This window comes from Chryseobacterium sp. GW821-FHT04C04 (assembly GCF_059420365.1).
Map to the genome: position 1 here is coordinate 418,616 of NZ_JBWKTO010000001.1, position 22,715 is coordinate 441,330.

24 protein-coding genes are annotated in these 22,715 nt (G+C 36.0%); 8 read left to right on the plus strand and 16 right to left on the minus strand.

Going from position 1 to position 22,715, the window contains the following annotated elements; all coding sequences use genetic code 11:
• The first annotated feature begins 2 nt into the window (after positions 1–2).
• Complete coding sequence (locus AC07UM_RS01905) at positions 3–1,361, plus strand: M28 family peptidase (RefSeq protein ID WP_494682737.1); 1,359 nt, start codon at positions 3–5, stop codon at positions 1,359–1,361.
• Positions 1,362–1,363: 2 nt separating this feature from the next.
• The gene (locus tag AC07UM_RS01910; protein ID WP_494682736.1) at positions 1,364–2,722 is read left to right on the plus strand and encodes a M20/M25/M40 family metallo-hydrolase; all 1,359 of its coding nucleotides are present in this window, start codon (positions 1,364–1,366) and stop codon (positions 2,720–2,722) included.
• Between the two features lie 247 nt (positions 2,723–2,969).
• On the opposite strand, the gene AC07UM_RS01915 is transcribed toward AC07UM_RS01910, so the two are convergent.
• Complete coding sequence (locus tag AC07UM_RS01915; protein ID WP_494682735.1) at positions 2,970–3,320, minus strand: hypothetical protein; 351 nt, start codon at positions 3,318–3,320, stop codon at positions 2,970–2,972.
• Between the two features lie 755 nt (positions 3,321–4,075).
• On the opposite strand from AC07UM_RS01915, the gene AC07UM_RS01920 reads away from it, so the two are divergent.
• Entirely contained in the window at positions 4,076–4,306 is a 231-nt protein-coding gene (locus tag AC07UM_RS01920) for a hypothetical protein (RefSeq protein WP_124531043.1), read from the plus strand.
• Positions 4,307–4,494: 188 nt separating this feature from the next.
• On the opposite strand, the gene AC07UM_RS01925 is transcribed toward AC07UM_RS01920, so the two are convergent.
• The 5 genes from AC07UM_RS01925 to AC07UM_RS01945 form a co-directional block, all read right to left on the minus strand.
• The gene (locus AC07UM_RS01925; protein ID WP_236850259.1) at positions 4,495–4,716 is read right to left on the minus strand and encodes a hypothetical protein; all 222 of its coding nucleotides are present in this window, start codon (positions 4,714–4,716) and stop codon (positions 4,495–4,497) included.
• Positions 4,717–4,873: 157 nt separating this feature from the next.
• Entirely contained in the window at positions 4,874–5,449 is a 576-nt protein-coding gene (locus AC07UM_RS01930) for a hypothetical protein (protein ID WP_494682734.1), read from the minus strand.
• Between the two features lie 172 nt (positions 5,450–5,621).
• Entirely contained in the window at positions 5,622–6,659 is a 1,038-nt protein-coding gene (locus AC07UM_RS01935) for a peptidylprolyl isomerase (RefSeq protein WP_494683062.1), read from the minus strand.
• A gap of 81 nt (positions 6,660–6,740) precedes the next feature.
• Complete coding sequence (locus AC07UM_RS01940; RefSeq protein WP_494682733.1) at positions 6,741–7,253, minus strand: FKBP-type peptidyl-prolyl cis-trans isomerase; 513 nt, start codon at positions 7,251–7,253, stop codon at positions 6,741–6,743.
• A gap of 215 nt (positions 7,254–7,468) precedes the next feature.
• A complete protein-coding gene (locus AC07UM_RS01945) occupies positions 7,469–8,539 on the minus strand; it encodes a branched-chain amino acid aminotransferase (RefSeq protein ID WP_494682732.1) in 1,071 nt (356 codons plus the stop codon).
• 85 nt (positions 8,540–8,624) lie between these two features.
• Here AC07UM_RS01945 and mnmC2 point away from each other — a divergent pair, with 85 nt between their 5' ends.
• Entirely contained in the window at positions 8,625–9,299 is a 675-nt protein-coding gene (gene mnmC2, locus AC07UM_RS01950) for a tRNA (5-methylaminomethyl-2-thiouridine)(34)-methyltransferase MnmC2 (protein ID WP_494682731.1), read from the plus strand.
• A 119-nt stretch (positions 9,300–9,418) separates the two neighbouring features.
• On the plus strand, positions 9,419–9,835 hold the full coding sequence (locus tag AC07UM_RS01955) for an NUDIX hydrolase (protein WP_124531039.1): 417 nt from the start codon (positions 9,419–9,421) through the stop codon (positions 9,833–9,835).
• 21 nt (positions 9,836–9,856) lie between these two features.
• Here AC07UM_RS01955 and AC07UM_RS01960 read toward each other — a convergent pair whose 3' ends face one another.
• Entirely contained in the window at positions 9,857–10,561 is a 705-nt protein-coding gene (locus tag AC07UM_RS01960; RefSeq protein WP_494682730.1) for a DUF4294 domain-containing protein, read from the minus strand.
• A gap of 51 nt (positions 10,562–10,612) precedes the next feature.
• Between AC07UM_RS01960 and chrP the strand changes: the two genes are divergently transcribed.
• Both chrP and rpe read left to right on the plus strand, forming a co-directional pair.
• On the plus strand, positions 10,613–11,686 hold the full coding sequence (gene chrP, locus AC07UM_RS01965) for a chryseobasin maturation metalloprotease ChrP (RefSeq protein ID WP_494682729.1): 1,074 nt from the start codon (positions 10,613–10,615) through the stop codon (positions 11,684–11,686).
• Positions 11,687–11,810: 124 nt separating this feature from the next.
• Complete coding sequence (gene rpe, locus AC07UM_RS01970; RefSeq protein ID WP_103235059.1) at positions 11,811–12,461, plus strand: ribulose-phosphate 3-epimerase; 651 nt, start codon at positions 11,811–11,813, stop codon at positions 12,459–12,461.
• Between the two features lie 218 nt (positions 12,462–12,679).
• Here rpe and chrI read toward each other — a convergent pair whose 3' ends face one another.
• The 3 genes from chrI to chrA are packed head-to-tail and all read right to left on the minus strand — an operon-like array spanning position 12,680 to position 14,524.
• Positions 12,680–13,165 (minus strand): chryseobasin maturation helper ChrI, encoded by a 486-nt coding sequence (gene chrI / locus AC07UM_RS01975; protein WP_494682728.1) that lies wholly within the window; start codon positions 13,163–13,165, stop codon positions 12,680–12,682.
• Between the two features lie 36 nt (positions 13,166–13,201).
• Positions 13,202–14,299, minus strand: a complete 1,098-nt coding sequence (gene chrH / locus AC07UM_RS01980) for an MNIO family chryseobactin maturase (protein ID WP_494682727.1) — start codon at positions 14,297–14,299, stop codon at positions 13,202–13,204.
• 3 nt (positions 14,300–14,302) lie between these two features.
• Positions 14,303–14,524, minus strand: coding sequence for an MNIO class RiPP chryseobasin precursor ChrA (chrA, locus tag AC07UM_RS01985; RefSeq protein WP_494682726.1), 222 nt, complete (start codon positions 14,522–14,524; stop codon positions 14,303–14,305).
• Positions 14,525–14,801: 277 nt separating this feature from the next.
• Between chrA and AC07UM_RS01990 the strand changes: the two genes are divergently transcribed.
• The gene (locus AC07UM_RS01990; protein WP_494682725.1) at positions 14,802–16,649 is read left to right on the plus strand and encodes an alpha-L-fucosidase; all 1,848 of its coding nucleotides are present in this window, start codon (positions 14,802–14,804) and stop codon (positions 16,647–16,649) included.
• Positions 16,650–16,727: 78 nt separating this feature from the next.
• Here the strand turns inward: AC07UM_RS01990 and AC07UM_RS01995 are convergent, their stop codons facing one another.
• From AC07UM_RS01995 to AC07UM_RS02020, 6 genes are all read right to left on the minus strand, one after another.
• The gene (locus AC07UM_RS01995) at positions 16,728–17,144 is read right to left on the minus strand and encodes a nucleoside-diphosphate kinase (RefSeq protein WP_034687444.1); all 417 of its coding nucleotides are present in this window, start codon (positions 17,142–17,144) and stop codon (positions 16,728–16,730) included.
• A gap of 572 nt (positions 17,145–17,716) precedes the next feature.
• Positions 17,717–18,643 (minus strand): ribosome small subunit-dependent GTPase A, encoded by a 927-nt coding sequence (rsgA, locus tag AC07UM_RS02000; protein ID WP_494682724.1) that lies wholly within the window; start codon positions 18,641–18,643, stop codon positions 17,717–17,719.
• 164 nt (positions 18,644–18,807) lie between these two features.
• A complete protein-coding gene (locus AC07UM_RS02005; protein WP_124531033.1) occupies positions 18,808–19,890 on the minus strand; it encodes a chorismate mutase in 1,083 nt (360 codons plus the stop codon).
• 398 nt (positions 19,891–20,288) lie between these two features.
• Positions 20,289–20,864, minus strand: a complete 576-nt coding sequence (locus tag AC07UM_RS02010; protein ID WP_494682723.1) for a DUF8439 domain-containing protein — start codon at positions 20,862–20,864, stop codon at positions 20,289–20,291.
• Between the two features lie 38 nt (positions 20,865–20,902).
• Positions 20,903–21,988: a DNA polymerase III subunit gamma/tau gene (gene dnaX, locus AC07UM_RS02015; protein WP_109738241.1), complete on the minus strand. Its 1,086-nt coding sequence runs from the start codon at positions 21,986–21,988 to the stop codon at positions 20,903–20,905.
• A gap of 97 nt (positions 21,989–22,085) precedes the next feature.
• Positions 22,086–22,712, minus strand: a complete 627-nt coding sequence (locus tag AC07UM_RS02020; protein WP_103231503.1) for a TetR/AcrR family transcriptional regulator — start codon at positions 22,710–22,712, stop codon at positions 22,086–22,088.
• Positions 22,713–22,715: the final 3 nt, after the last annotated feature.

Here is a 22,715-nt window from a genome sequence, read left to right on the forward strand (position 1 = left end):
CAATGAAAAAGATAGTAGGAACTTCATTATTGCTTTTTGGAATGGCTGTTTTTGGCCAGACTAAAAAAGATTCTATCCAGTTCAAAAAGATTTCCACTGAAATCCTGAACAATGGTAAAGGATATACTGAGCTGAAAGAGCTTACCAAAAATATAGGACACCGTTTAAGCGGATCTGAAGCCTATGAAAAATCGGTACAATGGGCTGCACAGAAACTTCGTGATGCCGGAGCTGATAAAGTATGGCTTCAGGAAGTGATGATCCCTGTCTGGGTAAGAGGTAAAGAATCTCTGCATATCCAAACCGCTAACGGAAAATGGAAAAGTATTAAAATGCTTTCTCTCGGAAATTCAGAAGGTACGAACGGAAAAGACGTCTCAGGTGATATTATTATGGTAAAATCACTGGAGGAATATGATAAGCTTCCCGCTGAAAAAGTAAAGGATAAGATTGTATTTTTCAACTATCCTTTTAATCAGGGGAATGTACAAACTTTTATTTCTTATCGTGATGCAAGCCCCTACAGAAGAACTGCTGCTTCATTAACGGCTAAAAAAGGAGGCAAGTTTGCTATTATCCGGTCACTTTCTTCAGCTTTTGATGACGTTCCTCATACAGGAAACATGCGCTATGACGAAAATATTCCCAAAGTGCCGGCCATAACGATCGGAAACACATCAGCTGATGACCTGGAAGCATTATTGAAAAATCAAAAAGTTACTGCTAAACTCAATTCCAACTGTGGGATGAAAGGAGAAAAACTCTCCCACTCTGTGATTGGTGAAATTACAGGCAAGAAAGACCAAAGCGTAATTGTCGTAGGAGGTCATCTGGATTCCTGGGATGTAGGTGAAGGGGCACATGATGACGGAGCAGGAATTGTACAGAGTATTGAGGTCCTGAGAACTTTTAAGAAATTAGGAATACAAAATAGCCATACCATCCGCGCAGTTTGTTTTGCCAACGAAGAAAACGGAACAAAAGGCGGAAAACAATATGGCAAAATTGCCAAAGAAAACAACGAAAAACATCTTTTTGCAATAGAAACAGATGCCGGAGGTTTTTCACCCAGAGGAATTTCCCTGGAGATGGATGAACCTCAAAGAAACCAGATCAAAAGCTGGGTCAATCTGTTTTTACCGTATGGCGTTTATAACTTTGACGGAAAATATTCAGGATCAGATATTGCTCCCCTTCACGAAATGGGAGTTCCCACCGCTGAGCTGGTTCCTGATCCACAGCGTTATTTTGATATTCACCATACAGCAGAAGACACTTTTGAAAAAGTCAACCGTAGAGAACTGTTACTCGGTTCTGCGGTGATGACACAACTTATTTATATGATCGATAAAAATTGGTAACCATGAAAAAGATACTAGGAACTTCATTATTGCTTTTTGGAATGGCTGTTTTTGGCCAATCCAAAGATGATTCTATTCAGTTCAGAAGAATCTCTACGGAAATTCTGAACAATGGAAAAGGATATACTGAGCTGAGAGAGCTTACAAAAAATATCGGACACCGTTTAAGCGGTTCCGAAGCCTATGAAAAATCAGTACAATGGGCTGCACAGAAACTTCGTGATGCCGGAGCTGATAAAGTATGGCTTCAGGAAGTGATGATCCCGGTATGGGTAAGAGGAAAAGAATCCCTTCACATCCTAGCTTCCAACGGAAAATGGAAAAGCCTTAAAATGCTTTCTCTTGGAAATTCTGAAGGAACCGGAGGAAAAGATGTTTCAGGAGAAATCATCATGGTTAAATCCATGGAAGAATATGACAAGCTGCCTGCTGAAAAAGTAAAAGATAAAATTGTATTCTTTAACTACCCTTTCAGCCAGTCATTCATAGAGACATTCAAAGGATATGGAGATGCTGCAAAATATCGGACTACAGCCGCTTCTTTAACCGCCAAAAAAGGAGGTAAATTTGCGATCATCCGATCTTTATCTTCAGCTTTTGACGATGTTCCCCATACCGGAGCGATGCGTTATGAAGATAAAGTAACCAAAATACCAGCCGTAGCCATTGGAAGCACTACAGCAGATGAACTGGAAGCTTTGTTGAAAAGCCAGAAAATAACTGCTAAACTTAATTCCAACTGCGGAATGAAAGGAGAAAAACTTTCTCATTCTGTTATTGGAGAAATTACAGGCAAGAAAGACCAAAGCGTAATCGTTGTGGGTGGACACCTTGATTCGTGGGATGTGGGCGAAGGTGCCCATGATGACGGAGCAGGAATTGTTCAAAGCATCGAGGTCTTGAGAACCTTTAAGAAACTAGGAATACAAAACAATCACACCATCAGAGTAGTCTGCTTTGCGAATGAAGAAAACGGAGTAAAAGGCGGAATTCAATATGGTAAAACAGTAAAAGAGAAGAATGAAAAACATCTTTTCGCGATAGAAACAGATGCCGGAGGTTTTGCACCAAGAGGTATTGCCCTGGATATGGATGATGCGAAAAGAAATCAGATTAAAAGCTGGTCAAACCTATTCCTTCCTTATGGCGTTTATAATTTCGAAGAGAGATTTTCAGGAACAGACCTTTACCCGCTTCATGACCTGGGAATTCCAGCAGCTGAATTGATGCCGGATTCTCAACGTTATTTCGATATTCACCATACGGAAGAAGATACGTTTGAAAAGGTGAACCGTAGAGAGCTCTTATTGGGCGCTACCACTTTGACACAGATTATTTATATGATTGATAAAAACTGGTAATACATATGAAACCGTCTTTAGAGGCGGTTTTCTTTTTTTAAATATTGATACTAAGATATAATTCAATAGGAACGGGCTTTAGCCCGTTTATCTTTATGGATACTGTCCAATGACTTCAGCCAAAAATTATAATGATTTTAAAATCCTATTTGTAACTACAGATTTCAAAGATTGACACAGATCATTGTGTGTCGTTTCATTGGTAAAATTCGTGCAAAAACATTTGTGCTATCTGTATTTTTTTCCTTTAAATTTTACGTTTATACAAAAAGTTCCGCCACCAAAATATTTTCCATGCATGATCCATCCCTCCACCTGATTCCCAATTGATATCAAACTTTCCTCCCTCCCATGCATATGCCGGCATTGCAATTTTTGAATGAAACATTGGCGGATTATCTTTTACTACAGCAAAATAATCAGCATCAAAATTGGATTTCCTGTAATATTGAATTTCTACAATAGTTTCATATTTATTTCCTTGAAAAATATACAGAGTGACATCGTAAAGATCATAAAACTCTTTATGCAAAATTTCCAGTGCCCAATCTAAAGTCAATAGTGTTTTTGAATTATTTATTCTGGTCCTGGATTTCATCTTCTCAGATAAATTGGATCCTTCAAATTCATTAAAATCAGATAGAATAAAAAACAAATGAGGGGAAATTGTATTCCAGCAATGAACCTTTGCCAAATTCAAGAGATTAGCTATACAGAACTCAATATTAGTTTTTAAACTTTCCTGATTCATTTTTAAAACTTTTCTACAAATATTTTAAATGGGATGAAAATAAGATCAAACTGTAATATTTTCTTCGTTTTAAATTATTACACCTTAAAAATAGAAAATTTTTCTTTGTTTAAGGAAATAACAGATGAAAATACGCTCTAACACAAGTCTTATCAACCTCTTAAAACAAAGTGTTAATCGAGAAAGTAATATTTTGGCATGATATTGGCATTTAGAATATTGAGAAAAAATTAAAAAAACACTAAGGATGAGAAAAAAGGTTTTCTGTGGATTTTCAGTTTTTCCACTGATTCAAGTTCATATCTAGCATATGAATCCTTTTTTTTCTACGATGCCGTAAAAGATACGGGCTCGTGATTAACTAACCCCCGTTAGTTAATCACAGCAGTTTTGCACCCCGTATCTAACTGGTATCATCAATAACCAAGAATCTTTATTGATTCAAAAAAACAAAAATATCCCGGACTTTTAGCCCGGTATTACGATATAAATAAATGGCAAAGTCATCGTGAATCTTAGCCCAGTAAAGGAATTTTATTCTTTTTACCGTGATGAGTGCGCCTTTATTCTTTAATTAATGTATAACCCTTAAAATGGTAGTAATGATGAGAGCCTTTTTTGAAATGATTTTTAAGAGAAATGAAGATGCTGCAAAATTGAATATATGGAGCCTATTGCTGGTGATGAGTTTTGCTGCGTTTTCTGTTTTGGTATACGCCTTAAAACCAAGCTTAAACAGCTTAATAATATATCTGACGGCATTTGCCGCTTATATCGGCTTTGGCCTTGTATTCATTAGTTCCCTGGCTGGAACTGGTATGAAGAAAAGATAACAGAACATATAACTTTCAATTAATTTTTACTGAAAAAACCGTCCTTTTGGGGACGGTTTTTTTGTTTTACAATTTACTGTTCATTACTTTTATTGATAGTAAGGTTAAAAATGGACAACAAAAAAAGCCACCCCATTCGGAGCAGCTCTGGCGACAACAACTAAGGTTATCATCACATCGTAAAAATTTTATTCTTTAAAAAGATCCTTCATCATTTTATCGAGAATCGTTTTTGTCTCTTCCTCAATCATTTTACCGGATTTTTCAACCATTTTCTCTCTGAAAGGTTCACAACAGGCTTTTATTCCAAAGCCTTCATCTGTTTTAATGAGTTCCGGATGCAGACCGTGTTCTTCACACATTTCTGACTCAATTTCTTTTTTTATCAGGTCGTAATTCAGATCAAACATATTTTCTATTTTGTTTCTTATAAGTGATGGATAAAGATAGAAGTATTAAACCCTTGCCGAAATCCGTATTTCTACGGTATTTATAGGAAACAAAAAAACCGTCTTTTTCAAGACGGCATTATTTTAATAAAAAAATCCAAGCTTGCTGCTTAACCCTTTAAAATTTATCCAGAATCTTCTTCGGTAAGATTTTCACCAGTTCTTTTTTATATTCCTTTTCCAGAATAACAAATTTCCAGTTTTTTTTATCTTTTGAAACAGCACAGGCTTTCATATTGGCGTTGATGAGATATGAACCTTCACTGGCTAGATATTTTACATTATTCGCGCCATATTTGGCTGTCAAAGCACTGTTCATTTTTTGTTTCATCTCATCATTTAATGAACTGACATTACATTTCAGTTTCAAAAAATAATGGGTAATAGAAAAATATTCACCCGTAATGAGTTCGGGTTTTTCAATATTTCCAAACTTTAAATCCTGCACTTCAATTTTCATGAATGGATTATTGTAAGTCATATTCAAAATCTGTGTCATCTGCTCTTTTGAAACGATGGTGAAGAATTTTGGATATATACAACTTACCGCTTGATCTATCTGTTTAGATTTAATACTGTTTACAAAATAAGTAAGTGATTTTTTTATCGTTGCATCGTCAGGATTTGCTTTGGTCTGAGAAAAAGTCATAAACGACAGCAGAACAAACAGAAACAGAAGTGATTTAGTTTTCATTATTTAATAGTTGTTACCAATTTTAAGATTACTTTTCACCAGAAAAATCATTAAACTTCCCAGATATTAAAATGTGTCGCAACATGTATGCAGATCGTTACACAATGTATTTGAGCTGAATAAAAAAAGCCGTCCTTATCGGACGGCTTTTGAGAATATTTTGAAGATTCAATTATTTTACTTTTACAAGCTCAACATCGAACACTAACCAAGAGTTTGGCGGGATCACTCCTCCTGCACCTCTTTCTCCGTAAGCCATTGCCGGCGGGATCAATAATGTAGCAGTTTCACCTTCTTTCAATAATAGGATACCTTCATCCCATCCTTTGATTACTCTTCCCATTCCAATTGGAATATCGATAGGCTCATTTCTTTTGAATGAAGAATCAAACTCAGTTCCATCTACCAATTTACCTGCATAGTGTACAGATACATTGTCACCAACTTTTGGAGCTTTACCATCAGCTGTTTTTGTGATTTTATAATAAAGACCTGATTCAGTTTTTTGCATACCAGCTTTTAGGTTTTCAACCAATTTTTCCTGATTAGCTTTGAATTCTTCTTCTTTTTTCTTTTTTTCAGCTTCTTCCTTAGCAGCAAAAGCCTTATTGTTTTCTGCGATTTTAGCTTTTCCTTCGTTGAACGTTTTAGCTGCATCGTAGTGCTTATATTCGTCACCTTTACTGAAAACAGAAACTTTTTCTAAAACGATATCTGTTTTAGGTTTATCCTGAGCTCCTTTTTCAACGTTAGCAATGACATCAATGACATCATTACCTTTTACTACTTTTCCGAAGATCGTGTGTCTTCCGTCTAGCCAAGGAGTCGCCACTTCAGTGATGAAGAACTGAGAACCGTTTGTATTGGGTCCAGAATTCGCCATAGAAAGAATACCTTTTCCTGTGTGCTTAAGGTCGTTTCTTTCGTCCTCGAATTTATATCCCGGATCACCTGCTCCAGTTCCTTTAGGGTCTCCCCCTTGGATCATGAAATCTTTGATCACTCTGTGGAAAATAGTTCCGTCATAATAAGGAACTCCCTTAGCCTTAGCTTTGTTGTCGATTTTCCCTTCTGCAAGACCGATAAAGTTGGCTACAGTTACTGGTGCTTTCTTGTCTTCAAACTTCACAATCAAATTACCTTTTGTGGTTTGAAGATTGGCATAAAGCCCGTCATTAAGACCTTCGTAAGTTTCTTTGTCTACGTTCATTTTTTTATAAATTGGGGTACAACTCATCAGCGAAATACTTGCCGCTGCCAGAATTATATTCTTGTTAAACAATTTCATGTATTATAGGGCTTTTAATTTTATGATTAATGGAATGTCGTTATCTATTTTCTTTTCGTCTCCGAAAGTTCCGTAAGCCAAAGAAGACGGCACCAAAAGCGTTACTTCCTCTCCATCATGTATAAAGCGCAAAGCGTTTTCCACTGCTCTCAGTTCATCAAAGTGCCCGAATCTGGCATCTCTTCTTTCAAAAGACTTCTCATAGATTTTAGTCTGGTCAAAATCGTACAAATCATAAGAGTAAGAAATCAAAGATTCATCTTTTCTTCTTTCTCTCTGATCATAGCCTTCTGCCGTCACCCAGTAATTAAGCTGCGTAGGATAATACTTCACAGACTGGCCATTGATCCAATCCTGAATCTGGCCTCTTTCTATGGTATTCAGATTTTTCATCCTGTTTTTAGAAACATCCAGGTCTTTTTGGCTCAAAACACCGCCTACAGGTGGATGGGCCGTCTGTGCATTTCTGTTGCAGCTCAACAGGCTTATGGCTGATATGAAGAGTAATTTTCTCATAAACTTTTGCGAAAATACACATTTCGCGAATCAATTACAAAACTTGATGAAGAAATATGTGAATGTAATAACGTATCTATCTACTAATAGAACCAGACTGTTAAATTTAGTCCAAGAGTTAAAGGATATTCACCCACTTTATATTTATATAAATGCATGCATACAAAAAAACCGGGAAATTCCCGGTTTCTGTATATTATTTTGTTCAGTTAAGATTAAACTGTTTCCAGAGCATGATCTACGATAACTCTCCATCCGAATGGATCTTCAGTTAAGTTATTTTGCAGGTCTACCAAGTCTTTCTTAAGGAGAGCTGCATAGCTTTCATCATCAGATAATCTTGGAAGTTCCAATTTCTCACCCTGATACCCTAAAGCCTGGAACTGAGTGGTAACCACTGCCGTACCTACTCCCCATACTTCTTTAAGAGAACCGTCCTTCAAAGCTTCAATAACTGTTTTCACTGGGATTGGTTCTATTTTTACTTCAATTCCTCTTTTCTTAGCCAATTGGATAAAACTGTCTCTTGTTACCCCATCAAGAATTTTTTCAGAAGTCGGAGGTGTATAGATGGTATCATTGATTCTTACAAAGACATTCATAGTACCACTCTCTTCGAAATATTCGTGAGTTGCATCATCAGTCCAGATAATCTGCTCATATCCTTCTTCGATAGCCAATTGTGTAGGATAGAAAGAAGCAGCATAGTTACCTGCAGCTTTTGCAGAACCTACTCCTCCGTTTGCAGCTCTTGAATAGTGATCAGAGATTTTCACTGATACCGGTTCTGAGTAATAGCTCTTCGCTGGTGTTGCAACGATAGCAAACATATATTTATTAGATACTCTAGCTTTCAAAGCTTCTTCTGTAGCAAAAATCAACGGTCTGATATATAGTGACATTCCTTCCCCCTGTGGAATCCACTCTCTGTCGATATCTACTAATGCTTTTAATCCGTCTAAAAACATTTCTTCAGTCACCTCTGGCATAGCAAGACGTTTTGCTGACTTATTGATACGTTCAAAATTCTTTTCCGGTCTGAAAAGTAAAACCTGCCCGTCTTTGTCTTTATAGGCTTTCATGCCTTCAAAACAAGCTTGTCCATAGTTTACTCCCATCATAGCAGGTGTAAAAGGTATCGGACCGTAAGGAACTAATTTCACATCACCCCATTTTCCATTTTCATACTCACAAATAATCATATGATCAATGAAAGTACCACCAAATGAAAAATTGTTAGGGTCAAATGTAGAAATTCTGGAGTTTTCAGTTTTTTGAATTATCATTTTTTAAAATTTTTACGATGTTCTACAAATTTAACATAATTTTCTAAATATAAAAATTTTAGAGTAAATTTGACAAAAAAATAGCTTGAAAAGAGAGATTAAGACCACAAACGACGGTAGTAAAACACTGTTTATCAATGAATTAAATGAAAACTACCATTCTCATCATGGAGCACTTCAAGAAGCAGAACATGTGTTTATCAAAAATGGATTAAATTTGATAAATGATTACGAAATTAATATTCTAGAACTCGGTTTTGGAACAGGTTTGAATGTTTTAGTAACAATTAATGAATATTTAAAAACTGACAAAAATCATGTCATTAATTATTTTTCACTCGAAAAATATCCAATAAATGAATCTGAAGTTAAGGATTTGGCTTACTTTGAGCTTTTTGACAACCCTGAGTTTAAAAATATTTATCAGAAAATTCATCTGGCAGATTGGGGAAATTCAGTAGAAATCATTAATGGATTCAACTTAAATAAGATAGAATGTGATTTTTTTGACCTAAAGGACATTGATTTGCCTAAAATCAATCTTGTTTACTTTGATTGTTTCGGAGCCAGAGTACAGCCTGATTTATGGGAAAAACCATTATTTGAACTGGTTTCTGACAAAATGGCCATTAACGGATTATTAACGACCTACTCTTCCAAAGGCAGCGTAAGAAGAATTCTTCAGGAACTGAATTTTCAAGTAGAGAAAAAACAGGGGCCTCCAGGAAAGAGAGAGATGATTAATGCCGTGAAGCTGTAAAATAGTAAAAGGATGAAATGATTAACAAGGAAATTTGCTTAGTATTTTGCTCTTTTACCCTTATATGACTCATAAAAATTCCTTACATTAGCTATACAAATATTATACATTATATATATATGATAGATAAGATCAACATTAGAGTGTATGGATGTGCGGTAAAAGATAAACAAGTTCTGACCTTATTTGAGGAATATGCCGGCGAAGCTTTAATGAAATTTCCAGGTGGTGGATTAGAATATGGTGAAGGTGTATTAGAGTGTCTGCATCGTGAGTTTGATGAAGAGCTTAATGTAAAGGTAAATGTTCTGGAACATTTTTATACTCAGGAAAACTTTCTGGTTTCCCGTTTCAAAGAAAATGAGCAGCTTCTTACCATATATTATATAGTAGACATTGCCAATGAAGAGGATTTCCTTATTATGGATCCCTGCATTGAAAAAACAGAATGGATTGATATCGACAGACCAGACAATCCTTTTCCTCTCCCAATAGATAAAATAGTCTTCGATAAATTAAAAGAAAAATTCCTGTAAGTGCTCTTACAGGAATTTATATTATTTTTTGACTTTAAAATCACTTGCTCCCGGATAAGGCTGCAGATAACCAGAATTCCAATTGGACTGAAGCAATGATTCTACAAATTCATCTGTTCTGTTCTTATGGGGATCATAGCGGTCTTTCAGATCAATATCAGCCATTTTTCCTTTTACATTCCACCAGAAAGCGCTCCATCCTCCTCTCAACTCTTTGATAATTTCAAATACATTTTTTCCGGTAGCTCTATTCATCAGTTTTGCAAAAACCTGCCCTTCGGTAGTGGTAAGATCTCTCAGTTGCTTTTCATACTGATCCGCAAGCATATTCTGTCTTTCTCTTACAAACTTTCTTTTGGCCTTGTTATCCATATCGTTCATATCCTTCTGAATATCTCTGTACTGCTGGAGTGCCGTGACAAATAAAGGATATACTCTGTACAGCTTTTTATTCAGAAAATAATAGTAATTTCTATCCAGCTGATTATTAAATCTCGGTTTATTAACCAAAATCAATTCATCTAGTACGACTACAGGCTCGCCATTGATTTCATAAATCTTGACCTTTTGCTGTTCATCATAATAATATTTATTTCCAAATTCATCTGTTTTCAATGATTCAGCCGGATATTGATTGAGTGGCTTTGCCACTACACCATCCTTTTGGCCAAAAACACTGACTCCAAAAAAGAAAATAAAAAGGCAGATAATCTTACTAAAATTCATTATTTTTACACTTATAAGAACAAAAATTAAACGCAAAAATCATTCCTTTTTATGAAATTTGAAAAGAAATCTTTGAAATTTTTACAAAAATATTTAAACACATCATCACCAACAGGTTATGAACACAAAGGACAGGAAGTCTGGATGGACTATATCCGACCTTATGTAGACAAAATAGAAGTAGATCATTATGGAACCTGTTATGGGATCATCAATCCTGAAGCTGAATTTAAAGTAGTGATTGAAGCACATGCAGATGAGATTTCCTGGTATGTTAATTATATTACAGATGACGGACTGATCTATGTGATCAGAAACGGAGGCTCGGATCAAACAATTGCACCTTCAAAGGTTGTCCACATTCACGGAGAAAACGGAATCATAAAAGGCGTATTCGGATGGCCAGCCATTCATACAAGAACAAATCAGAATGAACCTACTCCTAAAATCGAAAACATTTTTATTGACTGTGGGGCTACATCCAAAAAAGAAGTGGAAGAAATGGGAATTTTTGTAGGATGCATGATTACTTACCCCGATGAGTTCTTTGAAATGAACGACAGATACTTTGTCTGCAGAGCACTTGATAATAGAATCGGTGGTTTTATGATCGCTGAAGTAGCCAGACTTTTAAAAGAAAATAAAAAATCTATCCCTTTCGGACTGTATATTACCAATTCTGTACAGGAAGAAGTAGGCTTATATGGAGCAGATATGATTGCTGACACGATTAAGCCTAATATCGCCATCGTTACCGATGTTACCCATGACACCACCACTCCGATGATTGAAAAGAAAAAAGAAGGTGATCAGAAATGTGGTGAAGGACCAGTCGTATTTTTTGCTCCGAGTGTTCATCATACTATCAGAGAATTAATCATTGATACGGCGAAAACAAAAAAAATCCCTTTCCAAAGAGCAGCAGCAAGCAGAGCTACAGGAACTGATACGGACGCCTTTGCCCATTCTAACGGCGGGGTACCAAGTGCGTTAATTTCCTTACCTTTGCGCTACATGCATACTACGGTAGAAATGGTATCTAAAGAGGATGTAGGAAACGTTATCAAACTTATCTATGAAACTGTTCTTAAGATCAAACCTGAAATGAAGCTGAAGTATCATTAATTGAGATTTCAGATATGAGACAGCAGATATCAGACTCTAATAAATACATTTACTTCTGCTCTTTAAAGATCTGAAATCTGAGATCTAGCATCTTATATCTAAATAAAAAGTATAAAAAGTAAAAATGAAAACGAAGCTTATTGCTCCATCCCTTTTATCTGCAGACTTTGGGAATCTGCAAAGAGACATTGAAATGCTGAATAACTCTCAGGCCGACTGGTTCCACATTGATGTAATGGACGGCAGATTTGTTCCTAATATTTCATTTGGTTTTCCGGTGATGAAAACCGTTCAACAGCATGCTAAAAAATTTGTAGATGTTCACTTGATGATCGTAGAACCGGATAAATATGTTGACGAATTTATCAATCATGGTGCAGACCTTATTTCTGTGCATTATGAAGCTTGTACGCATCTTCACAGAACCATCCATCACATTCAGAGCAAAGGGGTAAAAGCAGGGGTTGTTTTAAATCCTTCCACGCCGGTATTAATGCTTGAGGACATTATTGCAGATGTAGATCTTGTATTATTAATGAGTGTAAATCCAGGTTTTGGAGGTCAGAAATTCATTGAAAATACTTACAAAAAGATTGCAGAAACCAAAGACCTTATCTTAAGCAACAATTCTACTGCACTTATCGAAATAGATGGCGGTGTGAATCTTGACAATGCTTCTAAACTATTTGAAGCCGGAGCTGATGTTCTTGTTGCAGGAAATGCTGTTTTCTCAGCGGAAAGCCCTGAAAAAATGATCGAGCTATTGAAGATCTAACAGATTATATTTTATCATAAGCAAAAGGCAGCCAATGGCTGCCTTTTCTCTTGTTTGGAACTTAAGTCGTCTTGGTTATAATCTTTTTTTCAACACTTTGAAAATGTTAAATTATGTCTCGCTAACAACACAAATATCCGAATAAAACCCTATATATGCATCCGTAGAAATACCGAATCTTTTAACTCCGTATTTTCACTTAATCTCTCTTATCTTTTTCACACCTCTTTGTTCCAGATACAGGCACAGACAACAAAAATTATGGAAACCACAGAAAATACAGTTCTTATATTATTCAGGAAGTTCCATCTGTTTTCAAAATTTTCACGCATCTGTTTGATGGCATCTGCTGTAGAATTGGAAATATCAAACTTATCCAAAACATCATTCATAGGAACATTCCCTGCAACCGTTACTCCAAAAACACCGATCAAATAAGCCAGTGCTGCCAGCAAAAGAAAAATAAAAACAGGCTGCTGCCCCCGAAACAAAAAGGCAGATACAGGAAGTAGAGCCGCGGTTCCCATGAAGCTCATAAAGAAAACAGGGTTCAGTATTTCCCGGTTGATGCTTTGCATAGCCTTTACATATTCCGTATCAGAGAGTTTTCCCAACCCCAGAACAACTGAACATGAATAGGCATAGAAAAGTCCTCCTATCAAAGCAGTGAGGACGGCAGTAATGATCAATACTAATGTTGTCATTTTCATATAATTTGATTTGGTTATCAGGATTGAGTTTTAATAAGGATTCCATTTTTTAATGATATTCTGGGCTGTCAAAATCATTTCGGAATCCCAGTTTTCTGTGTTAAAATAATGAAAGCCCTCATCTTTGATGACTGCTGCTCCTACATTATCAAAAAGAAGCCTGGTAAGCCTCGATTGCTCTTCATACAAAACCAGATCTTCAACAGGTTTTTCTGTAAGTTGTATTTCCTTTTTAGTCCAGCTATTCTCACTTCTATTTTTCCAGTCTGAGGCTTCAATAATTGTTTTAACTTTATTAAAATCATGTAAAAAATTACTTTTTTCCTCCTCTGTTTTGAGGGTATGCCCAAGCCTTTCAATAATAACATACTCCAGATTCTGACATTGTGTCAATACAGCAGGTAAAACAGGAAAAATATCTTCCGGAATAACATCATCATGAGTATCTCTCCTCACCGGCATTTTCCCATAAACACTCTCCTGCCAGCTCCCTCCTGAGAGGTGAATTTCCTTTACTTTGTCCAAAGGATACAAATTGATTATTTCCTGCATTTCTACTCCGAAATTACAGGATTGGCAATATATATTATGAAGATCTAAAATCAAGAAACCATTGCTGTCTTCTGTGAGCTTATCAAGAAACATTCCCTGTTCTTTAACATCGTCCACAGAGAACGAAAAGGCAAGGTTTTCTATACCGACAGGAATATCAACCGCATCCTGAAGTCTATACAATCGGTCTTTTCCTATCTGTAAGGTTTTAGGATGCAAAGATACCGGCAATGGGACTCCCTGATGAAAGTTGTCAGTATTCATGAAACCAAAATGTTCCGTGATATGATTATACTTCCGCTGTTGAACTTCTTCTTTTAATTTTTCAAGCCATTTCTCCTGTCTTTCTGTCCATCTTGCATCTAACAGAGAATAGTAAACGCCATGTCCTATCAAACGGTCATTTTCGGCATAAAAGTTCAACAGATCACAAAGCCAGTCCGGTTCATGAGTATGATAAAGGGTATCAAAAGACCATTCCAATACCTCAATGGAATTATTCTGAAGCAACGGCAAAATAGCAGAAACAAAGTCTGCTTCTGCCATCATGGATACTCCCAACAGTGGCTTTCTCATCTTTTATCCCATTCCGCAAGCCGGGCATCCATGACCACGAGGAATTACACTGTCTTTTTTTACAATCACTGTAGATTTACCTGGTTTAGGCTTTCCTGGTGTTTCAGTAATTGCTGTTTTTTTATTCTTCTTTGCAGGCTTTTTCTCTTTATTGGCGGGTTTTGTAGTTTGTGCAGAAACCCCTACAGCCAGTAAGCTTGCCATTAATAATGTTGGAATTTTCATAATTGTTTATTTTTCAGATAGAATTTACAATAAACGTTCCAATATTATAAATGTTGTGTGTATTGAAATTCTTATTTTAAAACCGTTTTATTCAGATCTGGTATTTGTTTTTCCTTTTCTTCGTATTGTTCTACAGCCTTTTCTTTCAAAAATAGTTTGAAAGAAATATACAATAATAAAAGAAACGTTTTCATAACAATTATGAGTAAATAATAAGAAACTATTATATGCTGTAATATATTCTTTATTTATATTTAGTGTTAAAATAAATCTATCTATGAAAAGCAGTCTGATTAAAGCTATTTTCCTTGGATTGACACTGTCGGCATACAGTATCGATGCACAGGGTCAAACGGCTGACAACAGCAAAAAAATGGAATGGTTTAAAAATGCCAAGCTGGGTATTTTTATTCACTGGGGAATCTACTCTGTCAACGGAATCTCCGAATCCTGGTCATTCTTCAACAATTACATCAATCACGAGAATTATATGAAACAGCTGAATGGTTTTTCAGCTTCAAAATACCAGCCTGAACAATGGGTGAACCTTATTAAAGAGTCTGGAGCAAAATATGCTGTCATCACGACTAAACATCATGATGGAGTTTCTTTATGGAATTCTAAAGCAGAAAATGCAACGACAATTCCTCACCAGTCTTTGGCAAAAAAAGATGTTCTGAGTCCTTTTGTTGCCGCGCTGAAAAAATCCGGATTAAAAACCGGGCTTTATTTTTCATTGCCGGATTGGAACCATCCGTACTATGACATCAATACCCGGACAAAAAAGCGTTACGAAATAAAAAATGATCCTAAACGCTGGCAGAATTTTATCAGCTATTACCAAAGTCAGCTTAATGAACTGTCTTCTCAATATTCTCCTGATCTTCTTTGGTTCGATGGAGATTGGGAACATACTTCTGAGGAATGGAAAGCTACTCAGACCCTTAACCTTCTTAAAAAACATAATTCTGACATCATTATCAATTCCAGGCTTAATCATCATGGGGATTATGATACTCCTGAGCAGGGAGTTCCTGTAATTCCGCCACAAAATCCATACTGGGAACTTTGTTACACTATGAATGATTCGTGGGGATATCAACCCTATGATAAAGCGTACAAAACACCCAATATGATTGTCAGAACCCTGGCTGATGTGATCAGCATGGGAGGAAATCTACTGCTTGACATCGGCCCCAAATCAGACGGCACGATTCCGGAAGAGCAAATTGAAATCCTGAAAAACCTTGGCCGCTGGACTTCTAAAAATCAACATGCCATTTATGAAACAACCCGCGGAATTCCCTTTGAAAACTATAAAGGGAAATCTGCCTTATCCAGATCACAAAAAACTTTATTTCTCTACCTGGAAGAAGCCAAAAAACTTACAAAGATCTATGGATTGGCAGCCCAACCTCTTTCAGCAAAAATTATAGGAGATCCTTCAGCCATTATCAAAATGGATTACGACGCTGAAAAAACGCTGACCTTGAACTTCTCTAATGTAAAATTTGATCAGGATGTCACTGTGGCAGAACTTACTTTTGATACTCCCCCTGTATTTCTTAAAGATTTTAAGAAAGAAAAACTTTCCCTCACTGCAGTACTCCAAAACAAAAATATATTATTCGCAGCTTATGATCTGGCTAATTCATTACATAATGGTATGAACTTATTGAATAACTCAGGGTTGACAAGTGACGGACTTGATATGAAGCTCGTAAAAAAACCTCTATCCAACACCGAAACCATCAATTGGATCGGTAAACATGCAGAAGCTTTTTTTGAAACTGAAAAAGGATTACCGGATGGACATTACTCCGGGATGAGTGCTTTATCAAAAGACAAACAGACTCTTTATCTTTTTGTGGAAGGAACACCTACGGGACCCATTGCCCTAAAAGGAATAAAAAATGAGATTTCCAGAATAAGAATTGTGGGTGAAGGCACTATGCTTCCTCATACCATTTACAATAAACTTTACTGGAGTGACAGACCGGGAATTATTTATATTGACATTCCCAAAGAAAGACTTGATAAGCAGATGACCGTTATTGCTGTTTTGCTGAATAAGCCTCTTGAGCTTTACCGAGAAAATGTGGGGGCTATCGAAAACAATCTTTAATATCGATCGAAACATACCTTTATCAAAAACAAAATCCGGAGAAGTTTCTCCGGATTTTTATTTTGTAAGATGATTTTCTTAGAAAATCTCTCTTCCTGAAAAATGGAATTGAGCTTCGATCAATGCATTCTCGTCAGAATCTGAACCGTGAACAGCATTTTCTCCGATGCTTCTTGCAAACATTTTTCTGATTGTACCCTCTGCTGCTTCTGCAGGATTAGTAGCACCAATTAATGTTCTGAAATCTTCAACCGCATTGTCTTTTTCTAAAACAGCAGCAACGATAGGACCAGAACTCATGAATTCTACCAATTCACCATAAAATGGTCTTTCAGCGTGTACTTCATAGAATTTTTTTGCATCAGCAACTGTAAGCTGAGTTAATTTTAAAGCTTTGATCTTAAAACCTCCTTCAGCAATCTTACCCAATATAGCACCGATATGTCCGTCTGCAACTGCATCAGGCTTAATCATAGTGAATGTAATGTTAGACATAAATGTATATTTTTTTAATGGCGCAAAATTACAAAAAATATCTTTGATTTTTATTTTAATTTTTTTTTAACATAAAAATAACTTTTATTAAGAAATTGTGAACCAAACTTTGGCACAGTAATTGTTTATTCTATTGCGATTCTCATGTTTAATTTGAGTTTTCATGGTTATTAGTTTTTACCCAGCTTCGGCTGGGTTTTTTATTTCTCAAAAAACACCGTTTTTTTTATCAATTCCACAATTTTACAACCAAAACAGAATCATTTTTAACAACATTATTGTTTCTATGGCAATTAATAAAATAATTGAAATTTCCAAAATATCTTTGTAATGAAAATTCAAAATGTGACAAAAGTGGAGTTATCTGCCAAAATAGCTATGCCAAAAAGTAGAGTTATTTCAAAACAGATTTTTTTTCATCAAAAAATTAAAAAAATAAGCCATAAAAACAGATAACCCAACAGGAAAGTTAATATGATTCTTATAAAAATATTATTCTAGCATAAGGGCATTAGAATATGTACAGATTGTTCGAATTAATCTGCATGAGTATGATAAGATGCTGTTTCTGATTATTTTTGGGAAGCTTCTTCTGCTTCGTCCATCAATTTAATATAGGTAGAATAGCGCGTATCTTGAATTTCGCCAGTTTCCAGAGCGTCAAGAACGGCACATTTGGGTTCGTTGATGTGAAGACAGTTGTGGAATTTGCACTCTTCTCTCTTTTTAAAAATTTCGGGAAAGTAGTGCTGTACTTCTTCTTTTTCAATATCGATCATGGCAAATTCACGGACACCGGGTGTATCAATAACATTCCCGCCAAAATCCCAGAAATGCATCTGAGCAAAAGTAGTAGTATGTTTTCCTTTCAGATGGGTGTCTGAAATTTCAGATGTTTTTAAATTTAATCCCGGCTGTAAAGCATTCACCAAAGTAGATTTTCCGCAACCGGAATGCCCGAAGAATACTGAAGTTCTATCTTTAAGGATCTCCTGAAGCTGATCCAGATTCAATCTGGAATATGATGAAATCTCCAATGTGTCATAGCCTATTTCCTGGTACACAAATTCTATGTCTTTTACGATTTCAATTTCTTCTTCATGTAAAACGTCAATCTTATTAAAAAGAATAAGCGGTGTAATATTATAAGCTTCGCAGCATGCCAGAAACCTATCCAGGAAACCTAATGATGTTTCAGGATGTTTCAGCGTGAAGATAAAGCATGCCGTATCAATATTAGAAGCAATGATATGGGCTTCTTTCGAAAGGTTTACGGATTTTCTGATCAGATAATTGAAACGGGGTTCAATTTTTGTGATCCAGGCGATATCATCCTGTTCCAGTTGAAACTCAACAAAATCTCCTACAGCAAGTGGATTGGTAAGTCTGGTTTTTATTAATTTGAATTTCCCCCTGATTCTGGCCTCGAAAATTTTATTTGTTTCCAATTCCAAAACCTGGTACCAACTGCCTGTAGATTTAATGATTTTTCCTTTCATAGATAATGCTGGTGCAAATATAAGGAATTAGGGCTTAGAATTCAGGAAATAGGTTAAAAACACATGTTTCAATTCTCCTAAGTCCTGATGTCTAAGCCCTAATCAGTATTTCTTGCCGGAAATCTGGTAAAAGTTTTCAATCTCTCTTACCTATTATCTGCAATTTATCTCTTATCGATCATAATATTATTCTGAACTTCAATAGACTCCTCGTGAATCGCTTTGAAGACTTTTTCTATAAATTCCTGAGACATTCCGGTTTCTTTTGCTTTTTGTGTAGCGTATTCTGTAATTACTTTCCAACGTTCCGGCTGGAAGATTGCAATATCATTTTCCTTTTTAAGCTTACCAATCTTTTCAGAAATTTTCATCCTTTGAGAAAGAAGTTCAATTAACTGGAAGTCAAGATCTGAGATCAAAGTTCTGTGTCTTCCCATCTCACCTTCAAAACCTGCAAGATTGGTGCTTCTTACTTTCAGATTACCAATAAGATCTGCAAGAACCTCCGGAGTAATCTGCTGTGAAGCATCACTCCAAGCTTCATCAGGATTGCAGTGCGACTCAATAATAGCACCCTGGTATCCTACGTTAAGAGCTTCCTGCGTAATATCTGCAAGACCTGTTCTGTTTCCACAGATGTGTGACGGGTCGATCAGCATTGGAATATTTGGAAACTGGCTCTTGAAATCAAGGGCAATCTGCCAGTTTGGATTGTTTCTGTATTTTGTTTTCTGGTAGGTTGAAAATCCTCTGTGAATTACCCCCAGGTTTTTAATATCCTGTCCTAAAAGTCTTTCCAACGCTCCGATCCATAATGCAAGATCCGGATTAACAGGGTTTTTTACGAATACCGGCTTATTGGTTCCTCTTAAAGCCATTGCGATTTCCTGTACAGTAAACGGGTTCACTGTAGAACGCGCTCCGATCCAAAGAACATCCACATCTGCTTCTAAAGCTGCAAAAACGTGGTGTGCATTCGCTACTTCAGTAGCTGTTTTGAAACCGTACTCTTCTTTTACTTTTTTTAGCCAGTTCAAACCGATCACCCCTACTCCTTCGAAACCATTTGGTTTGGTACGGGGTTTCCAGATTCCTGCGCGGAAAACCGATACATTCGCATTGGATTCTTTAATTCTCCTAGCCGTTTCAAGCATTTGAGTTTCACTTTCTGCGCTACATGGTCCTGCAATCATTAAAGGCTGTGTAAGCCCATCGATCCACTCGTTTTTTAAATCATTTAAATTCATATTCTAAATTTTATTGTTTTTGTATAATTTTTTAGTTGACAGCAATAGCCCTTTGGATTATAAAATTAATTTATAATTCTTTTCAAAAAATGCCGTTCAAAAATTGTTTAAAGGAATCAGGAAAATAATAGGGCTCTACTTCTCCTGTATTTTTTGGAAAGAAATTCAGTTAACAATACCAATAAAATCGGTAATAGGTTCTGAAATTTCTATAATAAGAAGCAGAAAAACTAAAATAACCGCTAAAAAAGTAATTAGCGGGTGCAAAAAAAGACTGATATGTGTTAGTCAATTTTTCCATTTTATTCTGGAAATGTCTTTGTTTTAGCGTTTCTGGTTGCAATTTGTTCTTGTTGAAAACGTATTTTCAACAGAAATATTTTACAAATATATAAAAATTATGTCAAATCAAACTTCATTAAATCATCAAGATCTTTCAAAAGTGGATTTTTTTCTATAAATTTTTCAAACATTTTCCTCTTGGTAACGACTTCAATCTTCAGGTTTTCAACGTCTCTGACGTATTCTACCTCGATAGCATGGTTCTGAATTTTTCTTTTAAAATGATTGAAAAATTCTCCACTTATTTTATCGAATTCTACTTTAGCAGAATCTGAGGGGAATAAAACTCTGATTTTATTTTCTTCAGATTTTATCAGTTTGAAGGTTTTTACAGCATTGAATACAATGTTATTTTTTACCTGAAGATGTTGGAGCATAATTTTCCATTCCATCTGCAGATCTGTATCTGTAAAATGATGCTGAGGAAGATTTTCAGTTTTCACAACAACATTTTCTGCTGTTTCCACTTTATCTTCTTTATTCAAAAAGGAATTGATGCTGAATCCGGAAGAGATTCCCGGTCTTGATAATGGCTTGGTTGTTTTGGTTAGAGAAGTTTCCTCTGTTTTTTCAGGAGCTGCAGACTTTTGTTCTGCTTTAGCTTCTTTTTTCTCCGGAGTTTTTTCCGGCATCCTCAACTTCTGTTTCTCACTAAGAAACGGGGCTAGAATCAGGAACTTTTTTTTTTAGTATCGCCTAAATTAGCTGTCAGTGAAGCCAGCTGCATTAATGCAATTTCAACCGTAAGTCTTGGGTTTTTGGAGTTCTTATAATTAATATCCGCATGATTGCAGATCTCAATACCATCGATCAGCTGCTGGGCGGCCCACTTCTGTCCCTGTTCTATAAATTTGGTTTTTGTCTTCTCTCCTACTTCGATGAGATCAATAGTAGAAGTATTCTGTGCCATCATCAGGTCTCTGAAATGATTTCCTAGTCCGGCAATGAAAATATGAGAGTCAAATCCTTTTTTTACAATCTCATTGAACGCAGAAAGCACTTCAGGAATTTTGTTTTCCTTAGCGAGATCTACAATATTCAGATATTGGTCATAATCCAGAATATTTAAGACTTCGGCAGCTTTAGCCAGCGTAATATTTTTCTGAGAAAATGTGGAGAGTCTGTCGAAGATAGAAAGTGCATCTCTTAATGCACCATCAGCTTTTTGAGCAATCAGGTACAATGCATCGTCTTCGTACTGGATATTTTCTTTCTGGGCAATCGTTCTCAGATGATTCTGGATATCTTCAATGACAATTCTTTTGAAGTCATAGATCTGACAACGGGATAAAATGGTTGGAATAATTTTATGTTTCTCCGTGGTTGCCAAAATGAAAATAGCATGAGCAGGCGGCTCTTCAAGCGTTTTAAGGAAAGCGTTGAAAGCGGCAGAAGACAGCATATGAACCTCATCAATGATATATACTTTGTATTTACCAACCTGAGGTGCAAATCTTACCTGATCTATCAGCTCCCTGATATCATCTACAGAGTTATTGGATGCAGCATCCAACTCATAGATATTATAGGCAAAACCGTCTTCTGAAACCGAGCCATCTTTCTCATTGATCTTTCTTGCAAGAATTCTGGCACAAGTAGTTTTACCCACACCACGAGGACCACAAAAAAGCAATGCCTGAGCTAATTGGCTTTCTTCAATTGCATGTTCTAAAGTATCCGTAATATGGGATTGTCCCACAACAGTATCAAACTCCTGAGGACGATATTTTCTTGCAGATACTATAAAATTTTCCATTGGCCAAAAATAAGAAATATAGTTTTAATTTGAAAATTAAAAGTTTTCAAATATCAACAAAAACGTATTTCTGCTCAAATCGGAAAACTTTTAATGATTATTTCTTATCGTATGCAAATCCAATCAATTCAACAATAGCTTTTTCTATTTCTTTTCTTCCGTCCTCTGTTTTCAGATCTATACCACAAAATTTACTTGCGTTATAAGCTGTATAAAGGTTGAGATAGTAAGCTCCCGAAACAATTAGGGCCATAATTGCTCTGTGTCTTGTTGCTCCTTCTCCAAAGAAAGGGTCTGATATATTTCCAAACAGCACTTCTCCTACTTCTTCACGTTGGTCTACTAATTTTCTAAGGATAGGTTTGCTTTCTGAAAGTTCCCAAAGAATAATCTTCTGAAGTTCTTTATTTTTCTTCAGATTCTCAAACTGGTTCAGAACAACCATTTTGGTAAGCTCTTGCCCTCCGTCAGAAAAATCAATATTGACGTCCTGATTTACCTGGCTCCAGTAATCCTGAGATTTGATATATTCGTCGATCAGCTTATCAGTACTTCCAAAGTACTCATAGATCAATTTTTTATCAAATCCGGCCACTGCGGCAATCTTACTTACTTTTAATCCGGAGTATCCTTTTACTCTTAAAATTTTACCAACTGCAGCAAGCAGTTTTTGTTTTGTTTTTTCTTTGTCCCTAATGGGGCCCTGCACTACTTTTCTAGGCATAAT

Coding starts and splice junctions, on each gene's coding strand:
- AC07UM_RS01905 (WP_494682737.1), top strand. CDS start 3: ATGAAAAAGATAGTAGGAACTTCATTATTGCTTTTTGGAATGGCTGTT.
- AC07UM_RS01910 (WP_494682736.1), top strand. CDS start 1,364: ATGAAAAAGATACTAGGAACTTCATTATTGCTTTTTGGAATGGCTGTT.
- AC07UM_RS01915 (WP_494682735.1), bottom strand. CDS start 3,320: ATGAAATCCAGGACCAGAATAAATAATTCAAAAACACTATTGACTTTA.
- AC07UM_RS01920 (WP_124531043.1), top strand. CDS start 4,076: ATGATGAGAGCCTTTTTTGAAATGATTTTTAAGAGAAATGAAGATGCT.
- AC07UM_RS01925 (WP_236850259.1), bottom strand. CDS start 4,716: ATGTTTGATCTGAATTACGACCTGATAAAAAAAGAAATTGAGTCAGAA.
- AC07UM_RS01930 (WP_494682734.1), bottom strand. CDS start 5,449: ATGAAAACTAAATCACTTCTGTTTCTGTTTGTTCTGCTGTCGTTTATG.
- AC07UM_RS01935 (WP_494683062.1), bottom strand. CDS start 6,659: ATGAACGTAGACAAAGAAACTTACGAAGGTCTTAATGACGGGCTTTAT.
- AC07UM_RS01940 (WP_494682733.1), bottom strand. CDS start 7,253: ATGAGAAAATTACTCTTCATATCAGCCATAAGCCTGTTGAGCTGCAAC.
- AC07UM_RS01945 (WP_494682732.1), bottom strand. CDS start 8,539: ATGATAATTCAAAAAACTGAAAACTCCAGAATTTCTACATTTGACCCT.
- AC07UM_RS01955 (WP_124531039.1), top strand. CDS start 9,419: ATGATAGATAAGATCAACATTAGAGTGTATGGATGTGCGGTAAAAGAT.
- AC07UM_RS01960 (WP_494682730.1), bottom strand. CDS start 10,561: ATGAATTTTAGTAAGATTATCTGCCTTTTTATTTTCTTTTTTGGAGTC.
- chrP (WP_494682729.1), top strand. CDS start 10,613: ATGAAATTTGAAAAGAAATCTTTGAAATTTTTACAAAAATATTTAAAC.
- rpe (WP_103235059.1), top strand. CDS start 11,811: ATGAAAACGAAGCTTATTGCTCCATCCCTTTTATCTGCAGACTTTGGG.
- chrI (WP_494682728.1), bottom strand. CDS start 13,165: ATGACAACATTAGTATTGATCATTACTGCCGTCCTCACTGCTTTGATA.
- chrH (WP_494682727.1), bottom strand. CDS start 14,299: ATGAGAAAGCCACTGTTGGGAGTATCCATGATGGCAGAAGCAGACTTT.
- chrA (WP_494682726.1), bottom strand. CDS start 14,524: ATGAAAATTCCAACATTATTAATGGCAAGCTTACTGGCTGTAGGGGTT.
- AC07UM_RS01990 (WP_494682725.1), top strand. CDS start 14,802: ATGAAAAGCAGTCTGATTAAAGCTATTTTCCTTGGATTGACACTGTCG.
- AC07UM_RS01995 (WP_034687444.1), bottom strand. CDS start 17,144: ATGTCTAACATTACATTCACTATGATTAAGCCTGATGCAGTTGCAGAC.
- rsgA (WP_494682724.1), bottom strand. CDS start 18,643: ATGAAAGGAAAAATCATTAAATCTACAGGCAGTTGGTACCAGGTTTTG.
- AC07UM_RS02005 (WP_124531033.1), bottom strand. CDS start 19,890: ATGAATTTAAATGATTTAAAAAACGAGTGGATCGATGGGCTTACACAG.
- AC07UM_RS02010 (WP_494682723.1), bottom strand. CDS start 20,864: ATGCCGGAAAAAACTCCGGAGAAAAAAGAAGCTAAAGCAGAACAAAAG.
- dnaX (WP_109738241.1), bottom strand. CDS start 21,988: ATGGAAAATTTTATAGTATCTGCAAGAAAATATCGTCCTCAGGAGTTT.
- AC07UM_RS02020 (WP_103231503.1), bottom strand. CDS start 22,712: ATGCCTAGAAAAGTAGTGCAGGGCCCCATTAGGGACAAAGAAAAAACA.